Annotated in this window: 23 protein-coding genes and 1 pseudogene; 14 read left to right on the forward strand and 10 right to left on the reverse strand. The window is 70.8% G+C overall.

The genetic code is table 11. The features are described 5' to 3' along the window. The first annotated feature begins 129 nt into the window (after positions 1-129). From M4V62_RS16905 to M4V62_RS16915, 3 genes are all read left to right on the forward strand, one after another. Complete coding sequence (locus tag M4V62_RS16905) at positions 130-633, forward strand: MarR family winged helix-turn-helix transcriptional regulator (protein WP_249588096.1); 504 nt, start codon at positions 130-132, stop codon at positions 631-633. A gap of 145 nt (positions 634-778) precedes the next feature. Beyond that, the gene (locus M4V62_RS16910) at positions 779-1,261 is read left to right on the forward strand and encodes a sigma factor-like helix-turn-helix DNA-binding protein (protein WP_249588097.1); all 483 of its coding nucleotides are present in this window, start codon (positions 779-781) and stop codon (positions 1,259-1,261) included. Beyond that, complete coding sequence (locus M4V62_RS16915; RefSeq protein WP_249588098.1) at positions 1,258-1,512, forward strand: hypothetical protein; 255 nt, start codon at positions 1,258-1,260, stop codon at positions 1,510-1,512. The genes M4V62_RS16910 and M4V62_RS16915 overlap by 4 nt, the downstream gene beginning before the upstream one ends. Positions 1,513-1,528: 16 nt before the next feature. On the opposite strand, the gene M4V62_RS16920 is transcribed toward M4V62_RS16915, so the two are convergent. After that, positions 1,529-2,683, reverse strand: coding sequence for a cystathionine gamma-synthase (locus tag M4V62_RS16920; RefSeq protein WP_249588099.1), 1,155 nt, complete (start codon positions 2,681-2,683; stop codon positions 1,529-1,531). An 89-nt stretch (positions 2,684-2,772) separates the two neighbouring features. On the opposite strand from M4V62_RS16920, the gene M4V62_RS16925 reads away from it, so the two are divergent. Then, positions 2,773-3,891: a hypothetical protein gene (locus M4V62_RS16925; RefSeq protein ID WP_249588100.1), complete on the forward strand. Its 1,119-nt coding sequence runs from the start codon at positions 2,773-2,775 to the stop codon at positions 3,889-3,891. A gap of 102 nt (positions 3,892-3,993) precedes the next feature. Then, complete coding sequence (gene msrA / locus M4V62_RS16930) at positions 3,994-4,701, forward strand: peptide-methionine (S)-S-oxide reductase MsrA (protein ID WP_249588101.1); 708 nt, start codon at positions 3,994-3,996, stop codon at positions 4,699-4,701. Between the two features lie 27 nt (positions 4,702-4,728). Here msrA and M4V62_RS16935 read toward each other — a convergent pair whose 3' ends face one another. Further along, positions 4,729-5,667 (reverse strand): alpha/beta hydrolase family protein, encoded by a 939-nt coding sequence (locus M4V62_RS16935; RefSeq protein ID WP_249588102.1) that lies wholly within the window; start codon positions 5,665-5,667, stop codon positions 4,729-4,731. Between the two features lie 186 nt (positions 5,668-5,853). On the opposite strand from M4V62_RS16935, the gene M4V62_RS16940 reads away from it, so the two are divergent. Beyond that, entirely contained in the window at positions 5,854-6,300 is a 447-nt protein-coding gene (locus M4V62_RS16940) for a MerR family transcriptional regulator (protein ID WP_249588103.1), read from the forward strand. Between the two features lie 98 nt (positions 6,301-6,398). Here M4V62_RS16940 and M4V62_RS16945 read toward each other — a convergent pair whose 3' ends face one another. Further along, positions 6,399-6,920: a DUF6023 family protein gene (locus tag M4V62_RS16945; RefSeq protein ID WP_249588104.1), complete on the reverse strand. Its 522-nt coding sequence runs from the start codon at positions 6,918-6,920 to the stop codon at positions 6,399-6,401. A gap of 212 nt (positions 6,921-7,132) precedes the next feature. Between M4V62_RS16945 and M4V62_RS16950 the strand changes: the two genes are divergently transcribed. From M4V62_RS16950 to M4V62_RS16965, 4 genes are all read left to right on the forward strand, one after another. Continuing rightward, positions 7,133-7,726: a DUF3885 domain-containing protein gene (locus M4V62_RS16950; protein ID WP_249588105.1), complete on the forward strand. Its 594-nt coding sequence runs from the start codon at positions 7,133-7,135 to the stop codon at positions 7,724-7,726. A gap of 34 nt (positions 7,727-7,760) precedes the next feature. Then, positions 7,761-8,393, forward strand: a complete 633-nt coding sequence (locus M4V62_RS16955; RefSeq protein WP_249588106.1) for an AAA family ATPase — start codon at positions 7,761-7,763, stop codon at positions 8,391-8,393. A gap of 148 nt (positions 8,394-8,541) precedes the next feature. Further along, entirely contained in the window at positions 8,542-9,201 is a 660-nt protein-coding gene (locus tag M4V62_RS16960; RefSeq protein ID WP_249588107.1) for an ATP-dependent Clp protease proteolytic subunit, read from the forward strand. Positions 9,202-9,205: 4 nt separating this feature from the next. After that, entirely contained in the window at positions 9,206-9,820 is a 615-nt protein-coding gene (locus tag M4V62_RS16965) for a ClpP family protease (protein ID WP_249588108.1), read from the forward strand. Between the two features lie 44 nt (positions 9,821-9,864). On the opposite strand, the gene M4V62_RS16970 is transcribed toward M4V62_RS16965, so the two are convergent. Next, positions 9,865-10,308 (reverse strand): helix-turn-helix domain-containing protein, encoded by a 444-nt coding sequence (locus M4V62_RS16970; RefSeq protein ID WP_425575058.1) that lies wholly within the window; start codon positions 10,306-10,308, stop codon positions 9,865-9,867. Between the two features lie 65 nt (positions 10,309-10,373). Then, positions 10,374-11,288 (reverse strand): aminoglycoside phosphotransferase family protein, encoded by a 915-nt coding sequence (locus M4V62_RS16975; RefSeq protein ID WP_249588109.1) that lies wholly within the window; start codon positions 11,286-11,288, stop codon positions 10,374-10,376. A 43-nt stretch (positions 11,289-11,331) separates the two neighbouring features. On the opposite strand from M4V62_RS16975, the gene M4V62_RS16980 reads away from it, so the two are divergent. Further along, a complete protein-coding gene (locus tag M4V62_RS16980; protein ID WP_249588110.1) occupies positions 11,332-12,153 on the forward strand; it encodes an alpha/beta fold hydrolase in 822 nt (273 codons plus the stop codon). Here M4V62_RS16980 and M4V62_RS16985 read toward each other — a convergent pair. After that, a complete protein-coding gene (locus M4V62_RS16985; protein WP_249588111.1) occupies positions 12,150-12,536 on the reverse strand; it encodes a VOC family protein in 387 nt (128 codons plus the stop codon). The genes M4V62_RS16980 and M4V62_RS16985 overlap by 4 nt on opposite strands. Positions 12,537-12,726: 190 nt before the next feature. Then, positions 12,727-13,254, reverse strand: a complete 528-nt coding sequence (locus tag M4V62_RS16990) for a VOC family protein (RefSeq protein ID WP_249588112.1) — start codon at positions 13,252-13,254, stop codon at positions 12,727-12,729. Positions 13,255-13,346: 92 nt separating this feature from the next. Between M4V62_RS16990 and M4V62_RS16995 the strand changes: the two genes are divergently transcribed. Then, positions 13,347-14,177, forward strand: coding sequence for a helix-turn-helix transcriptional regulator (locus M4V62_RS16995; protein ID WP_249588113.1), 831 nt, complete (start codon positions 13,347-13,349; stop codon positions 14,175-14,177). Positions 14,178-14,180: 3 nt separating this feature from the next. On the opposite strand, the gene M4V62_RS17000 is transcribed toward M4V62_RS16995, so the two are convergent. After that, complete coding sequence (locus M4V62_RS17000; RefSeq protein ID WP_249588114.1) at positions 14,181-15,236, reverse strand: NAD(P)-dependent alcohol dehydrogenase; 1,056 nt, start codon at positions 15,234-15,236, stop codon at positions 14,181-14,183. A 118-nt stretch (positions 15,237-15,354) separates the two neighbouring features. Here M4V62_RS17000 and M4V62_RS17005 point away from each other — a divergent pair, with 118 nt between their 5' ends. Continuing rightward, complete coding sequence (locus tag M4V62_RS17005) at positions 15,355-16,275, forward strand: helix-turn-helix transcriptional regulator (RefSeq protein ID WP_249588115.1); 921 nt, start codon at positions 15,355-15,357, stop codon at positions 16,273-16,275. 56 nt (positions 16,276-16,331) lie between these two features. Here the strand turns inward: M4V62_RS17005 and M4V62_RS17010 are convergent, their stop codons facing one another. Next, positions 16,332-17,102: a group II truncated hemoglobin gene (locus tag M4V62_RS17010; RefSeq protein ID WP_249588116.1), complete on the reverse strand. Its 771-nt coding sequence runs from the start codon at positions 17,100-17,102 to the stop codon at positions 16,332-16,334. 182 nt (positions 17,103-17,284) lie between these two features. Between M4V62_RS17010 and M4V62_RS17015 the strand changes: the two are divergent. Further along, a pseudogene (locus M4V62_RS17015) lies at positions 17,285-17,365 on the forward strand (DUF4440 domain-containing protein); the annotation flags it as partial. A gap of 52 nt (positions 17,366-17,417) precedes the next feature. Here the strand turns inward: M4V62_RS17015 and M4V62_RS17020 are convergent. Continuing rightward, positions 17,418-20,759 carry a S8 family peptidase gene (locus tag M4V62_RS17020; protein WP_249588117.1) on the reverse strand — a complete coding sequence of 1,114 codons (3,342 nt, stop codon included), beginning with the start codon at positions 20,757-20,759 and terminating at the stop codon, positions 17,418-17,420. Positions 20,760-20,854: the final 95 nt, after the last annotated feature.

Genomic DNA, 20,854 nt, shown 5'->3' on the forward strand with positions numbered 1-20,854 from the left:
GTTCACACCAGGGTCCTCCTGTGGTGACCACGTGCCGAGACTGGTTTGCGCAGCGCTGGTACGCCCCGCGTCCCGGCCGCGTACCCTGTCCCCCAACCCATCGCCCTCGCATGAAGTGAGCCCCCGGCCATGCCCACAACTCCGGACATGACGACCGCCAGCGATCCCGGCCTCCTCGACACGCTGCAGCATCAGGTGGCCGTGTTCGCCCGCCGTGCGGAGCAGACGCGCCTCGGCGGCGTAGGACAGGTCCGCAACTCCATGGACCGCGCCGCATACCTGCTGCTCAACCGCCTCGACAAGGAGGGGCCGATGGGCGTGAAGGCGCTCGCGGCAAGCATGGGCATCGACTCGTCGACCGTCACCCGGCAGGTCGCCCCGCTGGTCGACACGGGCCTGGTCAAGCGCACGTCGCACCCCGAGGACGGCCGCGCCGTGGTGCTCCAGCTGTCGCCGCGCGGCGAGGCGCGCCTCAACGAAGTGCGGTCCTCGCGGCGTGACCTCATGGCCGAGTTGACGGGTGACTGGTCCCCGGAGGAGCGCGAAAGCTTCTGCACGCTCCTCACGCGCTTCAATTCAGCGCTCTCCGCCCGCCAGACGTCGCAGGCGGCTCCCGAGGCGCCCGCTTCTTGAGCCCGGCGGCTCTGCAGACTCCCGAGGCGCCCGCTTCCTGAGGTTCTGGGGCCGAAGGCTCCGCGGGCGCATGCCTCTTGACCTCGGCCGTGTGCCTGGCCTCATATGAGACCGGGGGCCCGTCCCCCTCCAGGCGGGAGGCGCGGTGCGCGGACGGCAGGCGTCGGTGAACGCCCGCCGGGCCCGGGAGTTCGAGGCGTTCGTCGCGGGCGCGGCAGGGCGGCTGCTGCATGCCGCCACGCTGCTCACCACGGAGCCGCCGGACGCCAACCCACGCGCGCGTGCCCTGCTGACCGGGTCCCTGGCCCACTCGTACGCGGCCTGGGACCGGATGCGCGGCGAGGATCCCTACGACCGCACCCGCCAGCAGCTGGCCATCCGCTTCGCGCGCGGGGCCTGGCGGCGGCACCGGAGCCACGGCGGCGTCCTGGCCCGGCTCACGCCCCAGGAGCGGCTGATTCTCGTGCTGCGGCTGTACGAGGGCGTCGCCGAGGAACAGACGGCGGCGCTGCTCGGCCTGCCCGCCGACCGGGTGGGGGCGATCTGCGCCCGCGCGATGGAGACGGTCCTGCACCCGCCGCGCGGCCCGGCGCCGCCGCGTCCCCTGAGGGAGGCGGCCCCGTCATGAACCAGTTCGACCGCAAGGAGAACGCGGTCCGCCGCCTCCTCGACGACGGCACGCCCCCCTCGGTCCCGCCCGACCTCTACGAGGAAGCGGTCCGCCGCGGCGGCCGCATGCTGCGCCGCAGAAGGGCGCTGCGCCGGCTGCTGTGGCTCCTGCTGCTCGTGGCGGCGATCGCCTTCGTGGTCTGGGCGTCGGTCGAGCAGCCGTGGGTGGAGCCGCCTTCGGAGACGACTCCACCCCTCACCGGCTGGTGACCGGGCGCAGGTGTGCCTAGCCCAGCGCCTGCTGAAGATCCGCCAGCAGGTCGTCCGCGGACTCGATGCCCACGGAGAGCCGCACCAGGTCCGCCGGGACCTCCAGCGCCGAGCCCACCACGGAGGCGTGCGTCATCCGCCCCGGGTGCTCGATCAGGGACTCCACGCCGCCGAGCGACTCCCCCAGGGTGAACAGCTTCGCGCGGTCGCAGACGGCTACCGCCGCCTCCTCGCCCCCGGTGACCTGGAAGGACACCATCCCGCCGAACGCCTTCATCTGCTTGGCCGCGGTCTCGTGACCGGGGTGCTCCGGAAGCCCGGGATAGAGAACACGCGTCACGCGCGCGTGCCGCGTCAGCATCTCGGCGACCTTCGTCGCGTTCTCGCTGTGCCGGTCCATCCGGACGGCCAGCGTCTTGATGCCGCGAAGGACCAGCCACGCGTCGAAGGGGCCGGCCACCGCGCCCATCGCGTTCTGGTGGTACGCCAACTCCTCGCCCAGCTCGGCGTCGTTGACGACCAGCGCGCCGCCCACGACGTCCGAGTGCCCGCCCATGTACTTCGTCAGGGAGTGCACGACGACGTCCGCGCCGAGCGCGAGGGGCTGCTGGAGGTAGGGGCTCGCGAAGGTGTTGTCGACGACGAGGCGGGCCCCCGCCGCCTTGGCGACCTGGGCGACGGCAGCGATGTCGGTGATGCCGAGCAGCGGGTTGGAGGGGGTCTCCACCCAGATCGCCTTCGTACGGTCGGTCACCGCGGCCCGTACCGCCGCCGGGTCGGAGGTGTCGGCGACCGACCACTCGACGCCCCACCGCGAGACGACCTTCGCGAAGAGCCGGAACGTGCCGCCGTACGCGTCGTTCGGGATGACCACGTGGTCGCCGGGAGCGAGCAGCGTACGCAGCAGGCAGTCCTCGGCTGCGAGGCCCGACGCGAAGGCGAGCCCGCGGCTGCCGCCCTCCAGCGCGGCCAGGTTCTCCTCCAGGGCGGTGCGGGTGGGGTTGGCGCTGCGGCTGTATTCGTAGCCGCCGCGCAGCCCGCCGACGCCGTCCTGCTTGTACGTCGACACCTGGTAGATCGGCGGGACGACCGCGCCGGTGAGCGGGTCGGCGGTGTTGCCCGCGTGGATCGCGACGGTCTCGAAACTCTGGCTCCTGAACGTGTCACTCATGTGGCCAGAGCCTAGTCCTGGACGGGGAGAGGGCTGACGAGTTCGAGACGGGTTCGCCAAGTGTCAGACCCGTCTGGTTCGCTTGAGTCATGGAGATTCTCTGGGCGCTGATGGCAGTGATCATGATTGGGGCGGTTCTTGGCCCGTTCCTGCTGCGCAGGCGCGGCGGAATCCGCCAGGTCGCCCCCGGTTCACCGGACGCCGCGGACCCGGCGAACTACGGCTTCGCGCGTCAGGAGGAGCTGGACATCCGCATGCCGGGGCCGGATCACGACCTCATGGACGTCCTTGACGTGGTCCAGCAGTCGCAGAGCTGGAAGGCGGCGTCGCAGCTGCTCGCGGGCACCGAGGTGCACGGCGAGGTGCGCTGGCAGCGTGTGCAGGCGTTCGCGGGCGCGGCTTCCCTGGAGCTGCAGCGGCGTCCCGGCGGGGTCAGCGACCAGCCCGGCGGGCAGTGGCTGCGGGTGTGGCGTGCCGAGGCGCCCAAGGACGCGGGCGGCGCGGCCGTGCACGCGGAGTTCCTGGTCCAGCAGGCCTGGCGGTCGTCGCAGTCCGGGACGGACGAGTTCCGGATCATCCTGGAGGAGGCGAAGGAGGCGTGCGCGCAGGCGGCGCTGCTCTCCCCCGGTGACCCCGTCCCGTACATCATCGAGCTCTCCATCGCCCGCGGTCTCGCGTACCCGCGCGAGGAGTTCGAGCAGCTGTGGCTGAAGATCCTGGACCGCGCGCCCGCGCACATGGGGGCGCACCTGGCGGCCTTGCACTACTGGTGCGAGAAGTGGCACGGCTCGCGTGACCTCGCGCACGACTTCGCGGAGGCCGCGGCGGCCCGCGCCCCCAAGGGCTCGCTCCTCTCCGCGCTCCCGCTCTTCGCGGTGTACGAGCACCTGCCCGAGGTGAATCTCGTCCGTGGTTTCTACGAGAGCGAGGTCGTCACGAAGGCGGTCGAGGGCGCGCTCTACGCGGTGCACTCGGCCCGTCCGGACGACCCGATGCTGGCGCACGTCCGGCACCTGCTGATCTTCTTCCTGGTCCGCAGCGAGCGCTGGGCGGAGGCGATGAACCAGCTGATCCACGTGGACGGCCACGTGGGCGCCCTGCCCTGGACGGTGTCCTCCGACCCGGCCGCGGACTACGCGGTGTACCGCGCGCTCGCGGTCGCGGGGTACGAGGCGAACGGCGGCAGCCCGGCGACGCTGTCGCACTGAGACGGCTCTCGGCCACCGGAGCCGAGGAATGCGGCTTCCGTCGCACACGTTGACGTAAGGGCCGCACGACTGCGACCCACCCCGCTCCAGGAGGACAGCCCGATGCTCTTCGGCCGCACGCCCGAGCTCCCCACCCCCGAGCAGGCCCTGAAGGGCCGCGCGACCCCCGAATTCGAGGTCCCGTCCCGCCACACGGTCCTCGGCAACCCTCTCCTCGGCCCGTACCCCGACGGCCTGGAGATCGCGGACTTCGGGCTCGGCTGCTTCTGGGGGGCGGAGCGCAAGTTCTGGCAGACGGAGGGCGTCTGGACGACGTACGTCGGCTACCAGGGCGGCTACACGGAGAACCCTTCCTACGAGGAGGTCTGCTCGGGCCTGACGGGCCACACGGAGGCGGTCCGCGTGGTCTTCGACCCCACCCGCGTCTCGTACGCCACGCTCCTGAAGCTCTTCTGGGAGTCGCACAACCCCACGCAGGGCTTCCGCCAGGGCAACGACGTGGGCACGCAGTACCGCTCGGCGATCTACACCCACTCCGCCGACCAGGAGGCGGCCGCGGTGGCGTCACGCGACGCGTACCAGCAGGTGCTCACGTCGGCGAGGCACGGCGAGATCACGACCACAATCCTCCCGGCGGCACCCCGCCCCTTCTGGCCCGCCGAGGGATATCACCAGCAGTACTTGGACAAAAACCCTGACGGCTACTGCGGAATCGGCGGCACGGGCCTGCAGCTGGACAGCCCTTCGGAGACGAACTGGGGGCGGGCCTGCCCGACGGGGATCGCTCCTGCACCGGAAGCAAACAAGTAGGCGGCAGGACTCGCGCACCGGAGCCCATCACTTGCTGTCCAGCCGCCCCAGCGTGTGGGCGTCGGCGAGGACGGACCGGGCCAGCTGCCAGTCGGTGTGGTCGATGCCGGTGATGTGGCGCAGGTAGGCGAGGGTGACCTGCTGGACGAGGGCGACGCGGCTGGGGTCCTCGTCGGTGGTCTCTGCTGCCCGGTAGCCGGAGATGCCGCCGAGGAAGTGCTCGCCGCCGTAGACGGTGAGCAGGCTCTTGTTGCCGCGGCTGAGGGTGTAGGGGTCGCTTGTCCAGGCGGGTCCTCGGGTGGTGAGCGGGAGGTCGTCCTTGTCGCCGGCGACCACCAATCCGGGGGCGGTGATGTGGGAGAAGTCCTGGTCGCGGAGCCAGGGAAGGTTCTCGTGGGCGAAGGGGGTCAGTTCGTCGCCGCCCTTGCCGGCCGTGGCCAGCTGGATGCTGGCCATGACCCGGGAGTCGGACAGGTCGTCGGCGGTGCCGGTCTGAGGGTCGGTGACGCGCAGACCTACCAGGATGCCCGCGGTCTGGCCTCCGAAGGAGTGGCCCGCTGCGACGATGCGGCTGTGGTCGACCCGGCCGGAGAGGCCGGGCAAGGATGCCTCCAGCGGCTTGAGCTCATCCAGGATGCGCTTCATGTCGTGCAGGCGGTAGCGCCACAGGTGGGGCCTGCGGGAGTCGTCTGCGGCGATGGCGACCCGCTTGGAGTCGAGGTGCGTGGCTTGGATCACCACGAAGCCATGAGAGGCCCAGTGGTCGACCAGCGGTGCGTAGCCGTCCAGGTCGGAGCCGAATCCGTGTGCGAAGAGCACGATCGGCAGGCGTGTGCCAGTGAGCGGTGCGGACACGCGTACGTGCAGGTCCTGGCCGCGCTGGGGGGCGGGCAGCACGATCGGCTTGACCGTCACGGTCGGCGTGGGAGCGGGGCCGGTGAGGCCGGTCATCTGGTGAGTGGTCATGTGCGTGCTTCTTTCCGGCGTGGTGCGGGTGGCGGGTGGCGGGTCAGGTGATCTTGAGGCTGAGGATGCGTCCGGCATTAATTCGTGACGTACCGGGCAAAAACCCTGCGGCCATGTCAGCTACGCTAAAAGTTGACGTCGACGTCAAAGGCAAGTCGTCATGGCGTAGATCACATGGAGCTCGGAATGCGCATTGGGGAACTCGCCCGCCGTACAGGCGTCACCACCCGGGCCCTGCGGTACTACGAGGAGCAGAACCTGCTCACCGCCGAGCGCAGCAACACCGGCCAGCGCCACTACCCGGAAAGCGCGGTCGCCCGGATCCTCCTGGTCCGGGAGCTGTTCACCGCCGGCCTGTCGAGCAAGATCATCGCCGAGCTCACACCCTGCGTCATCGACGGCAAGGCCACACCGCAACTCCTCGACCGCCTGGCTGTGGAGCGCGGTCACATCGACCAGCACATCACCGATCTCACACACACCCGGGACAGGCTCGACCAGGTCATCGCCAGCGCCTCCGCATCCATGGACACGGGAACCCCCTGCCGGCCCGGCCCGGCATCGACCGCTCCGGCGCAGGTCAGCGGCGCTCACCTCCGTGGTGTTCAAGACGCTCGGGAAGGCGGGGGATGACGCACTAGCCGCTTGCTTCGCCGTTCTCCAGGTACCGGGCCTTCTGGTCTGTGAGCACAATCAAGGCCTGCGCAGCACGGCGGCGAGGTCCCGACGCGTCACTCGGCCTTGGCGAGGTGCCAGGCCACCATCCCGGCGGCTCCGGACCTGCTCTCCGTGTCGATCCTGAGCCGGCCGGGCGGGTCAGTGACGCGGTGGAGGACGGGGACCCCGTCGCAGTCCACGGTCTGACTGACGGGCTTCTTCGGTCCTACGGAGAGGGTGATCTCTCCCTTTCCGGCGCAGGCGACGGACAGCTCGAAGGAACGTCCTTTCGGGACTTCCGATTCGGTGTGGATTCCGTCGCCGACGCGTTCCAGGCCGGACTCGACGAACAGGGGGTCGCTGTCGTCGATCGTTTCCGTACCCACGGCCCTCTCGGCCTGCTCGCCAAGCCTTCGCTCTTCGCGAGCTGTTGAAGGGGGCGTCGAGGGGGACTCGCTCTTCTTCTGCCGTTCCGGTCCGCTCGATGCCTCGACGCCGTCCGCCCCCTGTGAACCGCTGGTGCAGCCGGTGACAAGGGCGGCGGACAGCAGTGCCGCGCAGAGGGCCAGAGCCTGGCCCACGTCCCGTCGTCGCATGTGTTTCCCCCTACGTCTTCTACATCTTCTACGTCTTCACTTTTCGCCTGGTCAGGCGGGTCGGGTCGGGTCGGGGAGGGATCTATGCCGCTTCCGCCGCTTCGGCGGTCCGCCCGTGGATCTTCTGAGCAAGATGTGAGAAGGGTCGGCATCCGAGAGGGCCGAGGTCCGAGTTCCGAGGGCCGAGAGGGAGGCGGGTACGCTCCCGAGCGATGGACATCGAGGCGAGCTCCCACCCCCTGGCAGCGCTGTGGCACGACCTGCATCCGGGGTGCGAGCCCCTCGCGCACACGTTCCGCGCCGCGTACGCCGACCGCTGGGTGCGCTTTCACAGCCTTCCCGGATCGAAGCGCTATCCGGAGACAGAGGCCGAGTACGCGACGGTCCTTGACCGGTACAACACCGTCCTCGACGAACTCTTCGCGGGCACGGACGTGTTCGTGGTGACCATGGACTGGGCCGCGGCATCGGACGGGACCTGCATCCCGGCCGAACGCGCGGTGCTGCACCCCGCCGGGGTCCGCTGGTGGACCCGGCAGGATCACGACGACCCGGAACCCGAATTCCACACCGACACCCATCTGTACGCCGACCGGCGCCCCTGGGAACGCGGCTGTGTCGACCCGCTGCTGCGTGCCGTCGCGGACGAGCTGCTCGGGGAGGTCTTCGTCGCCGACACGGAGCTTCGGCGCATCCACCATCCCTACGACGGTGGCGCGGACGTCATCCACACCACCCCCGAGGAACGCGACCGGCTCCGCGGCCTCCACGCCGACTGGCTGTCGAGCCACCCTGGCGGTCTCTGACCTCGTACCCTCCACGACCTCGTACGCTCTGCGCATGCTTCTGTGGATCAACGGCCCCTTCGGAGGCGGCAAGACGCAGACCGCGCACGAGATCCGGCGGCGGCTTCCCGGCAGTGTCGTCTGCGACCCCGAGCACGTCGGGTTCGGGCTGCACCGCATGATGCCGCCGCCCCTGCGCGGGGACTTCCAGGATCTTCCGGCCTGGCGCCAAGGTGTGTACGAAGCTCTTGACCTGGCCCTCTCGAAGCACGGCGGGACGGTGATCGTGCCGATGACCGTCGTGGAGCCCGCCTACTTCCAGGAGACCGTCGGTCGCCTGCGTGAACGCGGGCACGACGTACGCCACTTCGCGCTCATCGCCGACCGTCGCACCGTCCTGCGACGCCTGCGCGAGCGCGGCCTCGGACACGCGGTGCGTGCGGTGGCCGGCAAGAACGCCCCGCTGGGCCGCGAGAGCTTCGCCGTGTCGAAGCTCGACCTGTGCCTGGAGCGCCTGCGCGAGCCGGAGTTCGCCGAACACCTGCGGACCGACCACCTCACGATCCCCCAGGTCGCCGACCACATCGCGGCCGCGTCGGACCTGAACCTGACCCCGAACACGGACCACCCCCTGACCGGCCGCCTGCGCCGCGCCTGGACCGGGGCGAGGCACATCCGCTTCGACTGACCGGCCAGGCGGCGGGCTTCGCCCCCTCTGCCGTCAGCGAATCTGCCACAGGCCAAGAACCCTTACCTGGCGGAGGCGGGCCGTCGATGGTGGTGGGACCAGGGCGCGGCCGGCAGGAGTGCCGCCCCCACCATCAGGAGGACGAACGATGCCACCACTCGGCCATGGCTGGGACCCCGCCCTCGTGCCCCGCGCCTCCGAGGGCGAGACGCCCGCCACCCGCTTCGACGACCATCTCGCCGCCCAACTCCTCGACCAGCGCATCATCTTCCTCGGGACCCAGGTCGACGAGGTCTCCGCCAATCGTGTGTGCGCGCAGATGCTGCTGCTCTCCGCCGGGGACCCGCGGACCGACATCAGCCTCTACATCAACAGCCCCGGCGGTTCCGTCACCGCCGGGCTCGCCATCTACGACACCATGCGGCTGATCCCGAACGACGTGTCGACCCTTGCCATGGGGTTCGCCGCCAGCATGGGGCAGTTCCTGCTGACCGTCGGGACCGCGGGGAAGCGTTTCGCGCTGCCCAACGCGCGGATCATGATGCACCAGCCCTCCGCCGGTATCGGCGGGACCACCGCCGACATCGCGATCCAGGCCGAGAACCTGGAGTTCACGAAGAAGTCCGTCGAGCGGATCACCGCCGAGCACACCGGTCAGTCGCAGGAGACCATCTCCCGTGACGGCGACCGTGACCGGTGGTTCACCGCCGAGCAGGCCAAGGAGTACGGGATGGTCGACCGCGTGCTTGATTCGCTCGCCGACGTGCGGCCCGCGGCGTCCAAGCCGCGGATGGGACTGGGGGTCTGAGGACATGAGCCAGTACACGATTCCCACCGTCGTCGAGCGCACTCCGCAGGGCGAGCGCGCCTACGACATCTACAGCAGGCTCCTCTCGGAGCGGATCATCTTCCTCGGCACCGAGATCGACGACGGCGTGGCCAACGTCGTCATCGCACAGTTGCTTCACCTTGAGTCCTCGAACTCCGAGCGCGAGGTCTCCATCTACATCAACTCGCCCGGTGGATCGTTCACTTCACTCATGGCCATCTACGACACCATGAGCTTCATCAGCGCGCCCATCTCGACCGTCTGCGTCGGTCAGGCCGCCTCCACCGCCGCCGTGCTCCTCGCCGGGGGCGATCCCGGGCGGCGGTTCGTGCTGGAGCATTCGCGCGTGCTGCTCGGGCAGCCCGCGAGCGGCGGGCAGCAGGGCACGGTCTCCGATCTCACCCTCCAGGCCAAGGAGATGGTGCGGATCCGCTCGCAGGTGGAGGAGGTGCTGTCCCGGCACTCGGGGCACGACGTCGCCACGCTGCGCGCGGACATGGACCGCGACAAGGTGTTCACCGCCGAGGACGCGGTGGCGTACGGGCTCGCCGACGAGGTGCTCAGCCGGCGCATGCTCGCCGCCGCCACCGCGGCCTGAACCGCACCGCGCCCGAGGAGCGCCGCGCCGCGCCCTAGGAGCGTTCACGCCGCCAGGCGGATGTCTCCCTGGCGCGGTCGCGTCGGCTGTGCCAGGGAGACACTCGCCTGGCGGCTCAACTCGGTCTGGGCCAGGGAGAGCAGGTCCGCCAGGCTCAGGCCGAGCGCTCGGGCGCCGGCCGCGAGGACTTCGGACGAAGCCTCCTTGCGGCCGCGCTCCAGCTCGGAGAGGTACGGCATCGAGATGCGGGCCGCCTCCGCCACGTCCTTGAGCGTCCGCTCCTGAGCCTGGCGCTCGCGGCGCAGCACATCACCGACCACGTCCCGCCACAGCGGCTCCTTCGGCTTCGGCGGTGACGCGGGCGACACAGGCGACACCGGTGCCACGGGAGTTGTGCGCACCGAGCGCGGGCGCAACGGGATGACGCGGGCCTGCCGCTCCGCCTGCGGGGCCTGCTCCGGCTCGTGGTACCGCTCTTGGCTGCTCACCCCTTCAGGGTAGGAGCCGCACGGCCTCCGGGGCAGCGATCAGCGTTCCGCCCCCGGCGAACACCTCACGTCAGCGCCTCCGCCAACGCCTCCGTCGCCTTGATCACCCACGCCGGATCCCCGTGCCGCAGCCCCCAGTGCGCCGCCGTCACCGCCCGCGCCTGCGCCCACCTCCGGGCCCGCTCGCGGTCGACCTCCGCCGCGTCGGCGAAGACGGCGAGGCGCCGCAGGGCTGCCGCCTTCGGGTCGGGGGCGGTGAGCAGGGGCTCGAAGCGGGTGCGGAGCAGCGTGATCGAGTCGTACGCCGGGTCCCCGACATAGCCCTTGGGGTCGATGGCGAGCCAGGGTTCGCGCCGCGACCTCAGTACGTTGGTGAAGTGCAGGTCGCCGTGGATCAGGGTGTCCGGCTGGTCGGCGCCCAGTTCGCGTACGGTCCCGATCGCCGCGGCCACCACGCGGGCGGGCAGCGGCGAACCCAACTCCCGGTCCTCGTCCCGCAGTTCGCACTCCCACTCGGCCACGAGCGAACTCATCCGGGGCAGCCCGTCGGGCGCGGGGACGGCGAGGCGGCGTGCCAGGCGCCCGGCCACGGTCACCGCCTCGTCGGTGTCCTCCACGTCGGCGAGGGAGCCCGTCCCCGCCCGTTCGAGGAGCATCGCGAACCGCTCGTCGTCCCGCTCGTGCAGACGGACCGCGCCCCGGCCCGACCACACCGCGAAGGCGTCGGGCTCGTGCACGTTGCCGGGGTGCGGGAAGGAGATCTTCAGGACGGCGGGCGTCGCGTCGTACCGCCGTCTCACGGGGACGACGATGCCGACCTGCCCGTGCGTGACCGCTTGGGCCGGCTCGCAGTCCCAGCGCCGCAGCAGCTCGTCGGCCAGCTCGGGCAGCGTCGCGAGCCAGGCACGGCCCCGCTCGCCCTCCCGCTGGACCGTGCCGCGCGCGAAGTCCTCCGGTACCTGGATGGGTGTCCCGATCATCCCGGCACCCTAGCGAGGACGGCGTATGGCTACGGTTCACCCCATGCCCCTCGCTGAAGCCGCCGACGGAACCGCCCTGCACTACGAGGTCCACGGCTCCGGCCGCCCTCTCGTCCTGCTCAGCGGGCAGTCCAACAGCCGCCGCTGGTGGGACCCGGTGCGTGACGACTTCGCCGCCGCGTACCGGACCCTCGTCGTCGACTGGCGCGGCACCGGCGAGAGCGGCCACCCCGAGACCGACAGCTACAGCACCCCCGGCTTCGCCCGCGACGTCGTCGCCGTCCTGGACCACGCGGGGATCGACCGCGCCCATGTGTACGGCACGTCGATGGGCGGGCGCGTGGCCCAGTGGATCGCCGCCGATCACCCCGAGCGGGTCGACCGGCTCGTCCTCGGCTGTACGTCGCCGGGGGCGCCGCACGGCATCGAGCGCGGGCCCGAGGTGCGCGCCGCCCTCAGTCAGCCCGATGCCGCGGCGGCGCACCGCGCCCTGAAGGAGCTGATGTACACCCCGGGCTGGATCGCCCGGCAGGGTGCGCACCCGGTGTTCCACACCCTCGGCGATCCGGACATGCCCGCGCACGCGCGCCGCCGCCATCTGCGGGCCAGCGCCCGGCACGACGCCTGGGACGCGCTGACGCGGATCACGGCGCCGACCCTCGTCGTGCACGGCACCGACGACGTGTTCAACCCGACCGCCAACGCGCCCCTGCTCGCGGAACGCATCCCCGGGGCCCGGATGCAGCTCGTCTCCGGTGCGCGCCATGCGTACTTCGAGGAGTTCGCGGAGGTCGCCACCCCGCTCGTGCTCGAATTCCTCGCGGGGCAAGCGGGGCAAGCTGGGGCAGCGGAGGAAGGGGCCTAGGACCCGCTGCCGTACGGCCTCGTCAGGATCTCCAGGGCGTGGCCGTTCGGGTCGTCCCAATAGGCGCCCCGGCCACCGTCGTTGGTGTTGATCTCGTTGACGATCTTGTGGTGCGGGTCGGCCCAGTAGGTGAGACCCGCGTCCTTGATGCGGCCGAAGATGGCGTCGAACTCGTCCTCGGAGACCAGGAAGGCGTAGTGCTGCGGGGTGATCGGCCCGCCGTCGCTCTCCAGGTAGTCGAGCGTGACCCCGTTGGGGATCTCGACCGGGAAGAACGGCCCGTACTGGGGGCCCACTTCGAGGCCCAGGATGTCGGCGAGGAACTGCGCGGACGCCTTGCTGTCCTGCGCGGCGACGATGGTGTGGTTGAGCTGGATGGTCATCGTGCGACCTCTTCCTGCGTCTGCTTCCGACGTCCGACCACTACGCCGGAAGGGCCGTGTTGACGCCCACCACACTAGGCACGGGCCGCGCGCCCGGCATCGGTCACACGGCCCCCCACCGGCTGCGCAATGCGGCCTAGGGCCGCGGGCCGAGTCGAGTTCCGGCCATCCGCCGAAGCATGGAAGGCAGTCAGCGGCCGTCCGGGGCCGGGCGGTGCTCGACGTACTCGATGATCGTGCCGTCGGGATGCCGGGCGCTGAAGCCCGCCCCCGTCGGCACCGGCTTCAGCGCCTCGGTGATCTCCGCGCCCGCGGCCGTAAGACGTTCCAGGTACGGCTGCACACGGTCGACCAGGAGCGTGCCCGCCGTGGACCTGAAGGGCGCGACGCTCTCGTCCGTCCCCTCGATCAGGAGGAAGCCGCCGACCGCCGCGAGCGCGAGGTCCAGGTCGGGATAGGTGAACCACATGTCCCGCTGCACGCCGAGCAGTTGCTCGTAGAAGGCGGTGACGGACTCCAGCGTGCCGGGCCCGGTGAAGACGCGCACGAAGGTGCGGGGCTCGGTCAGGCCGGAGGAGTCGGTGGAGCGCCGCCACATGACGGCGCCGTCGGAGGGATGCCGCTCGGAAGGGTGCCGCTCGGAAGCGTGCTGCTCGGCGGGGCTCCGCTCGGAAGCGTGCTGTGCTGAGGCTGAGTTCTTCGTCTCGGAATCAGGCATGGATCCAGGCTCGCGGCGCCCGCCGCCCGCAGCCAGTACGCCGTTCATGGGGTGACCGGCACTCATAGGCTCCGCGTCCTACGCTTGCCGCCATGACCACCGCGGAAGAGACCGCCAGGCGCGGCGAGCTGGGGACGTTCCTGCGCGCGTACCGCGAGCGCCTGGCCCCGGACGAGGTCGGGCTCCCGGCCACGCCGCGCCGCCGCACTCCGGGGCTGCGCCGCGAGGAGGTCGCGGCGCTCTCCGGGGTCGGGGTCGCCTGGTACACGTGGCTGGAGCAGGGCCGCGTGGACACCTCGCGCCAGGTGCTCGACGCGGTGAGCCGCACCCTGCGCCTCGACGGTGACGCACACCGCCACGTCCTCGCCCTCGCGGGGTTCGCGCCGCAGCAGGCAACGGACTCCGAGGACGCGGGCACGGGCACGGGCGCCGATGACAACCTCCGCGCGATGATCGGCAGTTGGTCCGCCTCCCCTGCCCTGGTCCTCGCCCCGGACCTGACGATCACCGCCTGGAACACGGCGTACAGCTCCCTCTTCCCCGACCCCGGCGACCACCCCGCCGAGCGGCGCAACCTGCTCCTCCTGCTGATCGGCGACCCGGCCCACCAGCGGCTCCTGCCCGCCTGGGAGCCCCTCGCGCAGGATCTGCACCGGCACTTCCGCGCCCGCGCGGACACCCTCCCCCGCGACGCGCGCGTACAGGCCCTGACCGAGCGCCTGCACGCCACGCGTCCCGACCTCGCCCACTGGTGGGCCTGCCGGGCGGTGGGCGGCTTCGCTCCTCGTACGATCGAAGTCGTCGACGGGGACGGCGGGAACGGCGGGTCGCGGACCTACGACGCCGCCCTGCTGACCACGGCGGGTCAGCAGGGCGGCGGTTGCGTCCTGGTTCTCACGCCCGGCCGGAGCCAGGGGGCGTGACGGTCAGATCGTGGCCGTGTCGATCACGAAGCGGTAGCGCACGTCGCTGGCGAGGACGCGCTCGTACGCCTCGTTGATCTGCGCGGCGTCGATCACCTCGATCTCCGAGCCCAGGTTGTGCTCGGCGCAGAAGTCCAGCATCTCCTGGGTCTCCTGGATGCCGCCGATCATCGAACCCGCGAGGGTCTTGCCGCCGCCGATCACGGAGAACAGGTTGAGCGAGACCGGCTCCTCGGGGGCGCCGACGTTCACGAAGGCACCCTCCGAGCGCAGCAGGCCCAGGTACTTGTCCAGCGGCAGCGGCGCGGAGACCGTCGAGAGGATCACGTCGAAGGAGCCGGCCAGCTGCTCGAAGGTCGCGTCGTCGCTGGTCGCGTAATAGTGGTCGGCGCCGAGGCGCAGGCCGTCGTCCTTCTTGCGCAGGGACTGCGAGAGGACGGTCACCTCTGCGCCCATGGCGTGTGCGATCTTGACGGCCATGTGGCCGAGACCGCCGAGGCCCACGACGGCGATCTTCTTGCCGGGGCCCGCGTTCCAGCGGTGGAGCGGGGAGTACGTGGTGATGCCCGCGCACAGGAGCGGCGCGGCGACGTCCAGGGAGAGGCCGTCGGGGATGCGCACGGTGAAGGCCTCGTCGACGACCACGTGCGTGGAGTAGCCGCCGTAGGTCGGCTCGCCGTCCTTGCCGAGGCCGTTGTACGTCGGCACGTTGCCCTTGAGGCAGTACTGCTCGAGGCCCGCCTTGCAGTTCTCGCACTCGCGGCAGGAGTCGACCATGCAGCCGACGCCGACGCGGTCGCCGACCGCGAACTTGGTGACGGCGGAGCCGACCTCGGTGACGACACCGGCGATCTCATGGCCCGGGACCATCGGGAAGATGCCTTCGCCCCAGCCGTCGCGGGCCTGGTGGATGTCCGAGTGACAGATGCCGGCGTACTTGATGTCGATCAGTACGTCGGACGCGCCCACCGGGCGGCGCGGGACGGTGGTCCGCTCCAGGGGGGCCTTGGCGGACGGGGCGGCGTAGGCGGAAACGGTGGTGCTTGTCTGTGCGGTCATGTCGTCAACCGTGCCAGCCTCGCGGACATCTACCCAGGTCACAGCTTTGCGTACGTCCAGTGGTCCTACTACTGGTGGGGACAGGCTCGTACGCCCAGGAGCCCGGATACTGGAATACATGAACGCCGATGCCGGGCAGCCCCAGCCCATCCCCGCACCCGAGCCGCTCGACGGCCGCGCCGAGCTCAGCGAGTTCCTGCGCACCCGCAGGGCCCGGCTCCAGCCGGAGGACGTCGGCCTGCCGAACTTCGGGCGCCACCGGCGGGTGCCGGGGCTCCGCCGCGAGGAGCTGGCGCAGCTCGCGGGGGTCTCCGTGGCGTACTACACACGCCTTGAGCAGGGCAACGGCCGCAATGTCTCGGGCGAGGTCCTGGACGCGATCGCGCGCGCCCTGCGGCTCACGGACGCCGAGCACGCCCATCTGACGCACCTGGCCAAGCCCAAGCAGCACAAGAAGAAGCGCGCGGCCCGCCCGCAGCGAATGCGGCCCGCGCTGCTCCAGCTCATGGACGCGATGGACGGCGTCCCCGCCTATGTGGTCGGCCGCCGCTCGGACATCCTCGGCTGGAACCGTATGGCCGCCGCGCTCTTCGGCGACTGGGGCGCGCTGCCGCCCGAGGAGCGGAACTGGGCGCGGCTCTGTTTCCTGCACCCCGAGGCCCGCGCGCTGTTCCTGGACTGGGAGCAGAAGGCGTCGGACATCGTGAGTTTCCTGCGGATGGACGCGGGCTGCTATCCGAACGATCCGCTGCTCTCGGCGCTGGTCGGCGAGCTGTCCGTGAAGAGCGAGGAGTTCCGGAGCCTGTGGGCCACGCACGACGTGCGGGAGAAGGGCCACGGCGTCAAGCGCGTCCACCACTCCTTGGTGGGCGACATGACCCTGTCGTTCGAGACGCTGCGGCTGCCCGACGATCACGATCAGTCACTGGTGACGTACCACGCGGAGCCGGACTCGGCGTCGGCCGACGCGCTGCGGCTGCTCGCCAGCTGGGGAGCGGACGCGACGCGCACCGGCGCGTCGGGCACCGGGAAGCAGTAGCACCACGCACCACGCGCCAGGCGCCACGCACCACGCACCACCCGGCGCCGCGGTCGTCACGGCTGGTACGGAGGCGCCGCGCCCCAGTTCCACAGCGGCACCGGCTGCTCGGCCGGGCGGTCGGCGTCCGGGCCCGAGAAGTAGACCGCGAGCCGTGTGCCCCACTCGACGTAGGCGAGGAAGGCGGAGCGGAACTCGGCGTCCGTGGGAAGCCCCGCGTCGTCCGCCGCGTCCTGCATCAGGTTGACCCAGCGGCGGCGCTGCGGCTCGGTGATGCCCTTGCCGAGGTGCTTGCCGACCATCTGGGAGTGCCCGCCGTGCTCCTGCGAGTACGCGGCCGGGCCGCCGAAGACCTCGCCGAGCCACTGGGCGACGTGCTGCGCGTGCTCGACGGGCAGGCCCTCGAAGAGCGGGGCGAGGAGGTCGTCCTTGGGCACCTTCTCGTAGAAGATCTCCGTCAGACGCTCGAAGCTCTCCTCGCCGCCCGCCCACGCGTACAGGGTCGGCGTCGAGGCGCCCGTGCCGCGCACGGTGGTGGGCGTGTAGTGGCGCATCTCCTCGATGTTCTCGACGTAGGGCCGGATCTCCTCGAAGAAGTCGCGGAAGAGCTCGGAGCGACGGAATCCCTCCAGGTGGTCCTTGCTGGAGGTCCAGGTGATGCGCAGGACGAAGTGCTCGAAGTCCTCCTCGCAGCGGGTGAGTTCGTAGTCGATGCACTGCGGGGCCGCGGCCAGGGGGACGGCGGCGCGCGTGTACGCGGAGAGGAACTCCGCGGAGCGCTCGGACGGGATGCGGTAGCGGATGTACTCGACGATGTGGGCGGTCATGTGACGTCGGCTTCCTCTGGGACGGGTGGTGCCGGCACGCGTGCTCCCCGGTCCCACAGCGCCTGCGGGACCGGCCGAGTCACCTTGGCCGACAACTCCGGCAAGGTGGAGCCCAGTTCGCTGTACGCGTAGGAGTCGGCCCAAAGCAGCTCGCGGACGATCAAGGTGGTCCGGGCGTCGTGCGGTCCACGGCCACGGACGTGGCACGCCGCGGCGCCGACGGGTACTGGCGATACGTGATCGACAGTCCCTTCGGCGCCGCGGTTCCTGCTCAGCCAGCGCGTGGTGCGGCTGGCTCATATGCCGTCGTACGCGCTACTTGCCGTAGTACGCGTTGTAGATCGACAGCGTCGACTTGTTCCCCTTCTTGTCCGCGATCTTGGCGTGGAAGGAGATCCCCTTGCCCGCGGCCGGGTTCTTGACCTTGATCTTGCCGCCGCTGACGGTGGCCTTCTTCCAGGTCTGGCCGTAGTCGTACGACACGTACGTGGCAAGGGACTTGAGGTTCGCGCCCGCCGCCGCGCCGAGCACCGTGACCGGCACGGACTGGGTCTCGCCCGCCTTGGCCTTGCTGCTCAGGTCGACCGCGGGGGCGAACCGCGCCGTGGAGAGCGGCAGCTTCGCGCTCTCGGCCTTCTTGGAGCGGAACGTCCAGCTCGCGTCGATGCGGGTGGAGGCCGCGGCCACCTTGACGCTGCGCTTCACGGACGTCGACAGCTTGTACTCGGCCTCGGCCGCGGGGACCTTGAACGTGGCGCCGCCGGCCAGCGGGTCCTCGTTCTCGCCGATCTTGGTGGCGCCCTTGTAGAGGGTCGTCTTCACCGACGAGTAGAGCGAGGAGCCCGCGTGCGTCTTGCCGTCGGCGAACAGCGGCAGGGATCCTGCGATCTCGTTGCCCAGGCGGAAGACGCCGTACTCGCCGCCGATGCGGGGGCCGAAGACGGCCGTGTTGAACGTCTTCTCGTAGCTCTTGCCGCCCGCGAACTTCTGCGCGGCGCCCAGCGAGTAGGCCGCGTCGACGATCGGCCAGCCGTCCGGGTCGACCCCGGCCTGCTGCTCGAAGTTCATGCTCCACTTCACGTCGTCGGCCGTGGAGAGATACAGCGTCCGGGTGCCGGGCAGCGGCTGCGGAACGTTGATCGAGGAGCCGCCCGAGCTGCCGGGGAGCCAGCCCAGGGCGCCGATCGTGCCCTTCTTGCCCTTGGCCGAAGCGCCCAGGTTCGCCTTTACCGTGGCGAGCTCGGATGCCTTGTAGTGCTTGGTGTAGCCGGTCGCGACCTGCTTGACCTTGCCTCCGGCGACGGTGTCGTACTCGGTGTCGTCACCCTTCTCCCAGTGCCCGTCCCACTGCTGGAACAGCGAGCCGTCGGTGACCTGCGGGCCCAGGTGCGAGGTCCGGAAGTCGGTGTACGAGTCGAGGATCCAGCCGAAGGAGTAGCCGGTGTGAGGCGTGTCGACCGTGTAGTCCGCAAGGGCGAAGGACGGCTTGGCGTCCGCGGCCGGGACCGTGATGTCGACCGGCTTGCCCTTGCGTGCGTCCAGCGTCACCGTCGTGTCCTTGGTGACGCTCAGCTTCGGCTGGGCGATCCAGTCGGCGCCCTTGGTGAAGTCGGCCGGGTCGGCGTACATGCTGGTGTTGAGCAGGTAACCGCCCTTGGGTACACGGATCTTGACCGTGCCGGAGGCGTCATGAGGGTCGAAGGACTTCTGAGTGGCGAGCCCCGAGACACCCTCCAGGTCGCTGTCGTAGTACTTCGGGGCCTGTCCGTCACGGCCGATGTGCTTCAGCGTCAGCTCGTACGACTCGACCTCGCGCTCGACCGCGGCCGCCGTGCGCACGGACTGCCCGCCGCCGCTCGCCATGACGTACGCCGAGTACGCGCCGTCGACCGTGCCGCCGAGCTTGGTGTCGGTGGTCAGGTCGACCGAGGCCGTGCCGCCCGCGGGGACCTTCACGCTCTTCGCGCCGAGCTTGAAGAAGCCCGCGGGTGCCGGGGCGCCCTTGGGGTTCAGGCCCGTCACCGCCAGGTCGAGGGTGACGTCCTCCTTGCCGAGGTTCTTGTACGTCACCTTCTTCGAGACCGGCTTGTCGTCGGTGTGCGGCCACTGCTGCGCCTCGAAGGAGAGGGAGACCGGCTCGGCGATCACCGACTGCTTGATGGCCTTGTCGACGGCGATACGTCCCGAACCCTGCTGGAACGGCGTGTACTTGCCGTCCTTCGTGGACGCGGTCAGCGCACCCTTGAGCTCGGCGTACTTCCAGTCCGGGTGCTGCTGCTTGAGCAGCGCGGCGGCGCCCGCCACGTGCGGGGTCGCCATCGACGTACCGGAGATCGTCAGATAGCCCTCGGGCTTCTGGCCGACCTCCTGGTCGATGACGCTGCCGGGGGCCGCGGCCGCGGTGATGTCCACGCCGGGTGCGGTCACGTCGGGCTTGATGGCGCCGTCGCCGACGCGCGGGCCCTGGCTGGAGAACTCGGCGAGCTTGTCGTTGTCGTCGACCGCGCCGACCGTCAGGGCCGCGTCCGCGCTGCCCGGGGAGCCGACGCTGCCGGGCGCTCCGTCGTTGCCCGCGGCGATCGCGAAGAGGATGCCCTTGTCCGCGGAGAGCTTGTTGACCTGGGCTTCGAGCGGGTCGACGCCGGGGGTGTCACCGCCGCCGAGGCTGAGGTTGACGATGTCGGCGCCCTGCTCGGCCGCCCAGTCCATGCCCGCGATGATCCCGGAGTCGTCACCGGAGCCGGTGTCGTCGAGGACCTTGCCGTTCAGGAGCTTGGCGCCGGGCGCCACGCCCTTGAGCTTGCCGCCCGACTTCGCGCCGGTGCCGGCCGCGGTGGAGGCGACGTGGGTGCCGTGGCCGTAGTGGTCCGTGGCGTCGGCCGCCGGGGTGAAGTTCTTCGCGCCGACGACCTGGTCCTTCAGGTCGGCGTGCGTGGCGTCGACGCCGGTGTCCAGGACGGCGACCTTGACGCCCTTGCCGTCGAACCCGGCGGCCCAGGCCTTGTCGGCGCCGATCTGCGGCACGCTCTTGTCGAGGCTCGCCTTGCGGACGCCGTCCAGCCAGACACGGCTGACGCCGGACGCGGTGGCGCCGCCCTTCTCGGCGACGAGCGCGGACCACAGGTCGCCGGCGTCCTGCTTCGGGGTGGTGATGGCGTCGGCGTTCAGGGACTTCAGGGTCCTGCGGACCGTGGTGTCACCCGCGGCGCGCACGTCGGACCTGGCCCCGGCGGCCGCTCCCTTGTAGCCGACGATCAGCTTGAGGCCCTTCTTCTGGGCCCTGCGGTTGTCCTTCTTGGCCAACTCGGTGATGTCGAACAGGCGCTGGTCGAGCTTGCCGGTGGCTATCAGGCGCTGCGCGTCGGCCGGGATCACGAGGGTGTGACCGCCGACGCGCTTCGTCATGACGGGTATCCCCTCGCGCCCCTTCGCCCGCTCGAAGCGGGTGACGCGGCCCTTGGAGTCGGCGGTGACGCGGTCGCCGGTGACGAGGGTGATGCGGTGCGTGGTCCGTTCGGCGCTGTTGAGACCCGCCTGCTGCGCGGCTGCCGGAGTCGCGTCCGGCGACTGCTTCGCCGCCGACGCCGGGCTGGTCATGCCCGCGGCGAGGGCCACGGCCGCCGCTGTGGCGATCGTGGCCCCGTAGGCTCTCTTCACTCTTGTGCGCAAGTCTCCCCCTGGAGGTCAAGGGGCTCCCGCCCCTGGACGAGGAAGTATTGCCCAGAGCCGAACATCTGCTCAATAGTGCGTCA

It is taken from the genome of Streptomyces durmitorensis (assembly GCF_023498005.1).
Taxonomy (GTDB): domain Bacteria; phylum Actinomycetota; class Actinomycetes; order Streptomycetales; family Streptomycetaceae; genus Streptomyces; species Streptomyces durmitorensis.

Bases quoted from the DNA above. Each gene is read 5' to 3' on its own strand.
- M4V62_RS16965 (WP_249588108.1), top strand. From the start codon at position 9,206: ATGAGCCAGTACACGATTCCCACCGTCGTCGAGCGCACTCCGCAGGGC.
- M4V62_RS16920 (WP_249588099.1), bottom strand. From the start codon at position 2,683: ATGAGTGACACGTTCAGGAGCCAGAGTTTCGAGACCGTCGCGATCCAC.
- M4V62_RS16915 (WP_249588098.1), top strand. From the start codon at position 1,258: ATGAACCAGTTCGACCGCAAGGAGAACGCGGTCCGCCGCCTCCTCGAC.
- M4V62_RS16980 (WP_249588110.1), top strand. From the start codon at position 11,332: ATGCCCCTCGCTGAAGCCGCCGACGGAACCGCCCTGCACTACGAGGTC.
- M4V62_RS16940 (WP_249588103.1), top strand. From the start codon at position 5,854: ATGCGCATTGGGGAACTCGCCCGCCGTACAGGCGTCACCACCCGGGCC.
- M4V62_RS17000 (WP_249588114.1), bottom strand. From the start codon at position 15,236: ATGACCGCACAGACAAGCACCACCGTTTCCGCCTACGCCGCCCCGTCC.
- M4V62_RS16950 (WP_249588105.1), top strand. From the start codon at position 7,133: ATGGACATCGAGGCGAGCTCCCACCCCCTGGCAGCGCTGTGGCACGAC.
- M4V62_RS16990 (WP_249588112.1), bottom strand. From the start codon at position 13,254: ATGCCTGATTCCGAGACGAAGAACTCAGCCTCAGCACAGCACGCTTCC.
- msrA (WP_249588101.1), top strand. From the start codon at position 3,994: ATGCTCTTCGGCCGCACGCCCGAGCTCCCCACCCCCGAGCAGGCCCTG.
- M4V62_RS16985 (WP_249588111.1), bottom strand. From the start codon at position 12,536: ATGACCATCCAGCTCAACCACACCATCGTCGCCGCGCAGGACAGCAAG.
- M4V62_RS16955 (WP_249588106.1), top strand. From the start codon at position 7,761: ATGCTTCTGTGGATCAACGGCCCCTTCGGAGGCGGCAAGACGCAGACC.
- M4V62_RS16905 (WP_249588096.1), top strand. From the start codon at position 130: ATGCCCACAACTCCGGACATGACGACCGCCAGCGATCCCGGCCTCCTC.
- M4V62_RS16960 (WP_249588107.1), top strand. From the start codon at position 8,542: ATGCCACCACTCGGCCATGGCTGGGACCCCGCCCTCGTGCCCCGCGCC.
- M4V62_RS16925 (WP_249588100.1), top strand. From the start codon at position 2,773: ATGGAGATTCTCTGGGCGCTGATGGCAGTGATCATGATTGGGGCGGTT.
- M4V62_RS17010 (WP_249588116.1), bottom strand. From the start codon at position 17,102: ATGACCGCCCACATCGTCGAGTACATCCGCTACCGCATCCCGTCCGAG.
- M4V62_RS16995 (WP_249588113.1), top strand. From the start codon at position 13,347: ATGACCACCGCGGAAGAGACCGCCAGGCGCGGCGAGCTGGGGACGTTC.
- M4V62_RS16975 (WP_249588109.1), bottom strand. From the start codon at position 11,288: ATGATCGGGACACCCATCCAGGTACCGGAGGACTTCGCGCGCGGCACG.
- M4V62_RS16945 (WP_249588104.1), bottom strand. From the start codon at position 6,920: ATGCGACGACGGGACGTGGGCCAGGCTCTGGCCCTCTGCGCGGCACTG.
- M4V62_RS16935 (WP_249588102.1), bottom strand. From the start codon at position 5,667: ATGACCACTCACCAGATGACCGGCCTCACCGGCCCCGCTCCCACGCCG.
- M4V62_RS17005 (WP_249588115.1), top strand. From the start codon at position 15,355: ATGAACGCCGATGCCGGGCAGCCCCAGCCCATCCCCGCACCCGAGCCG.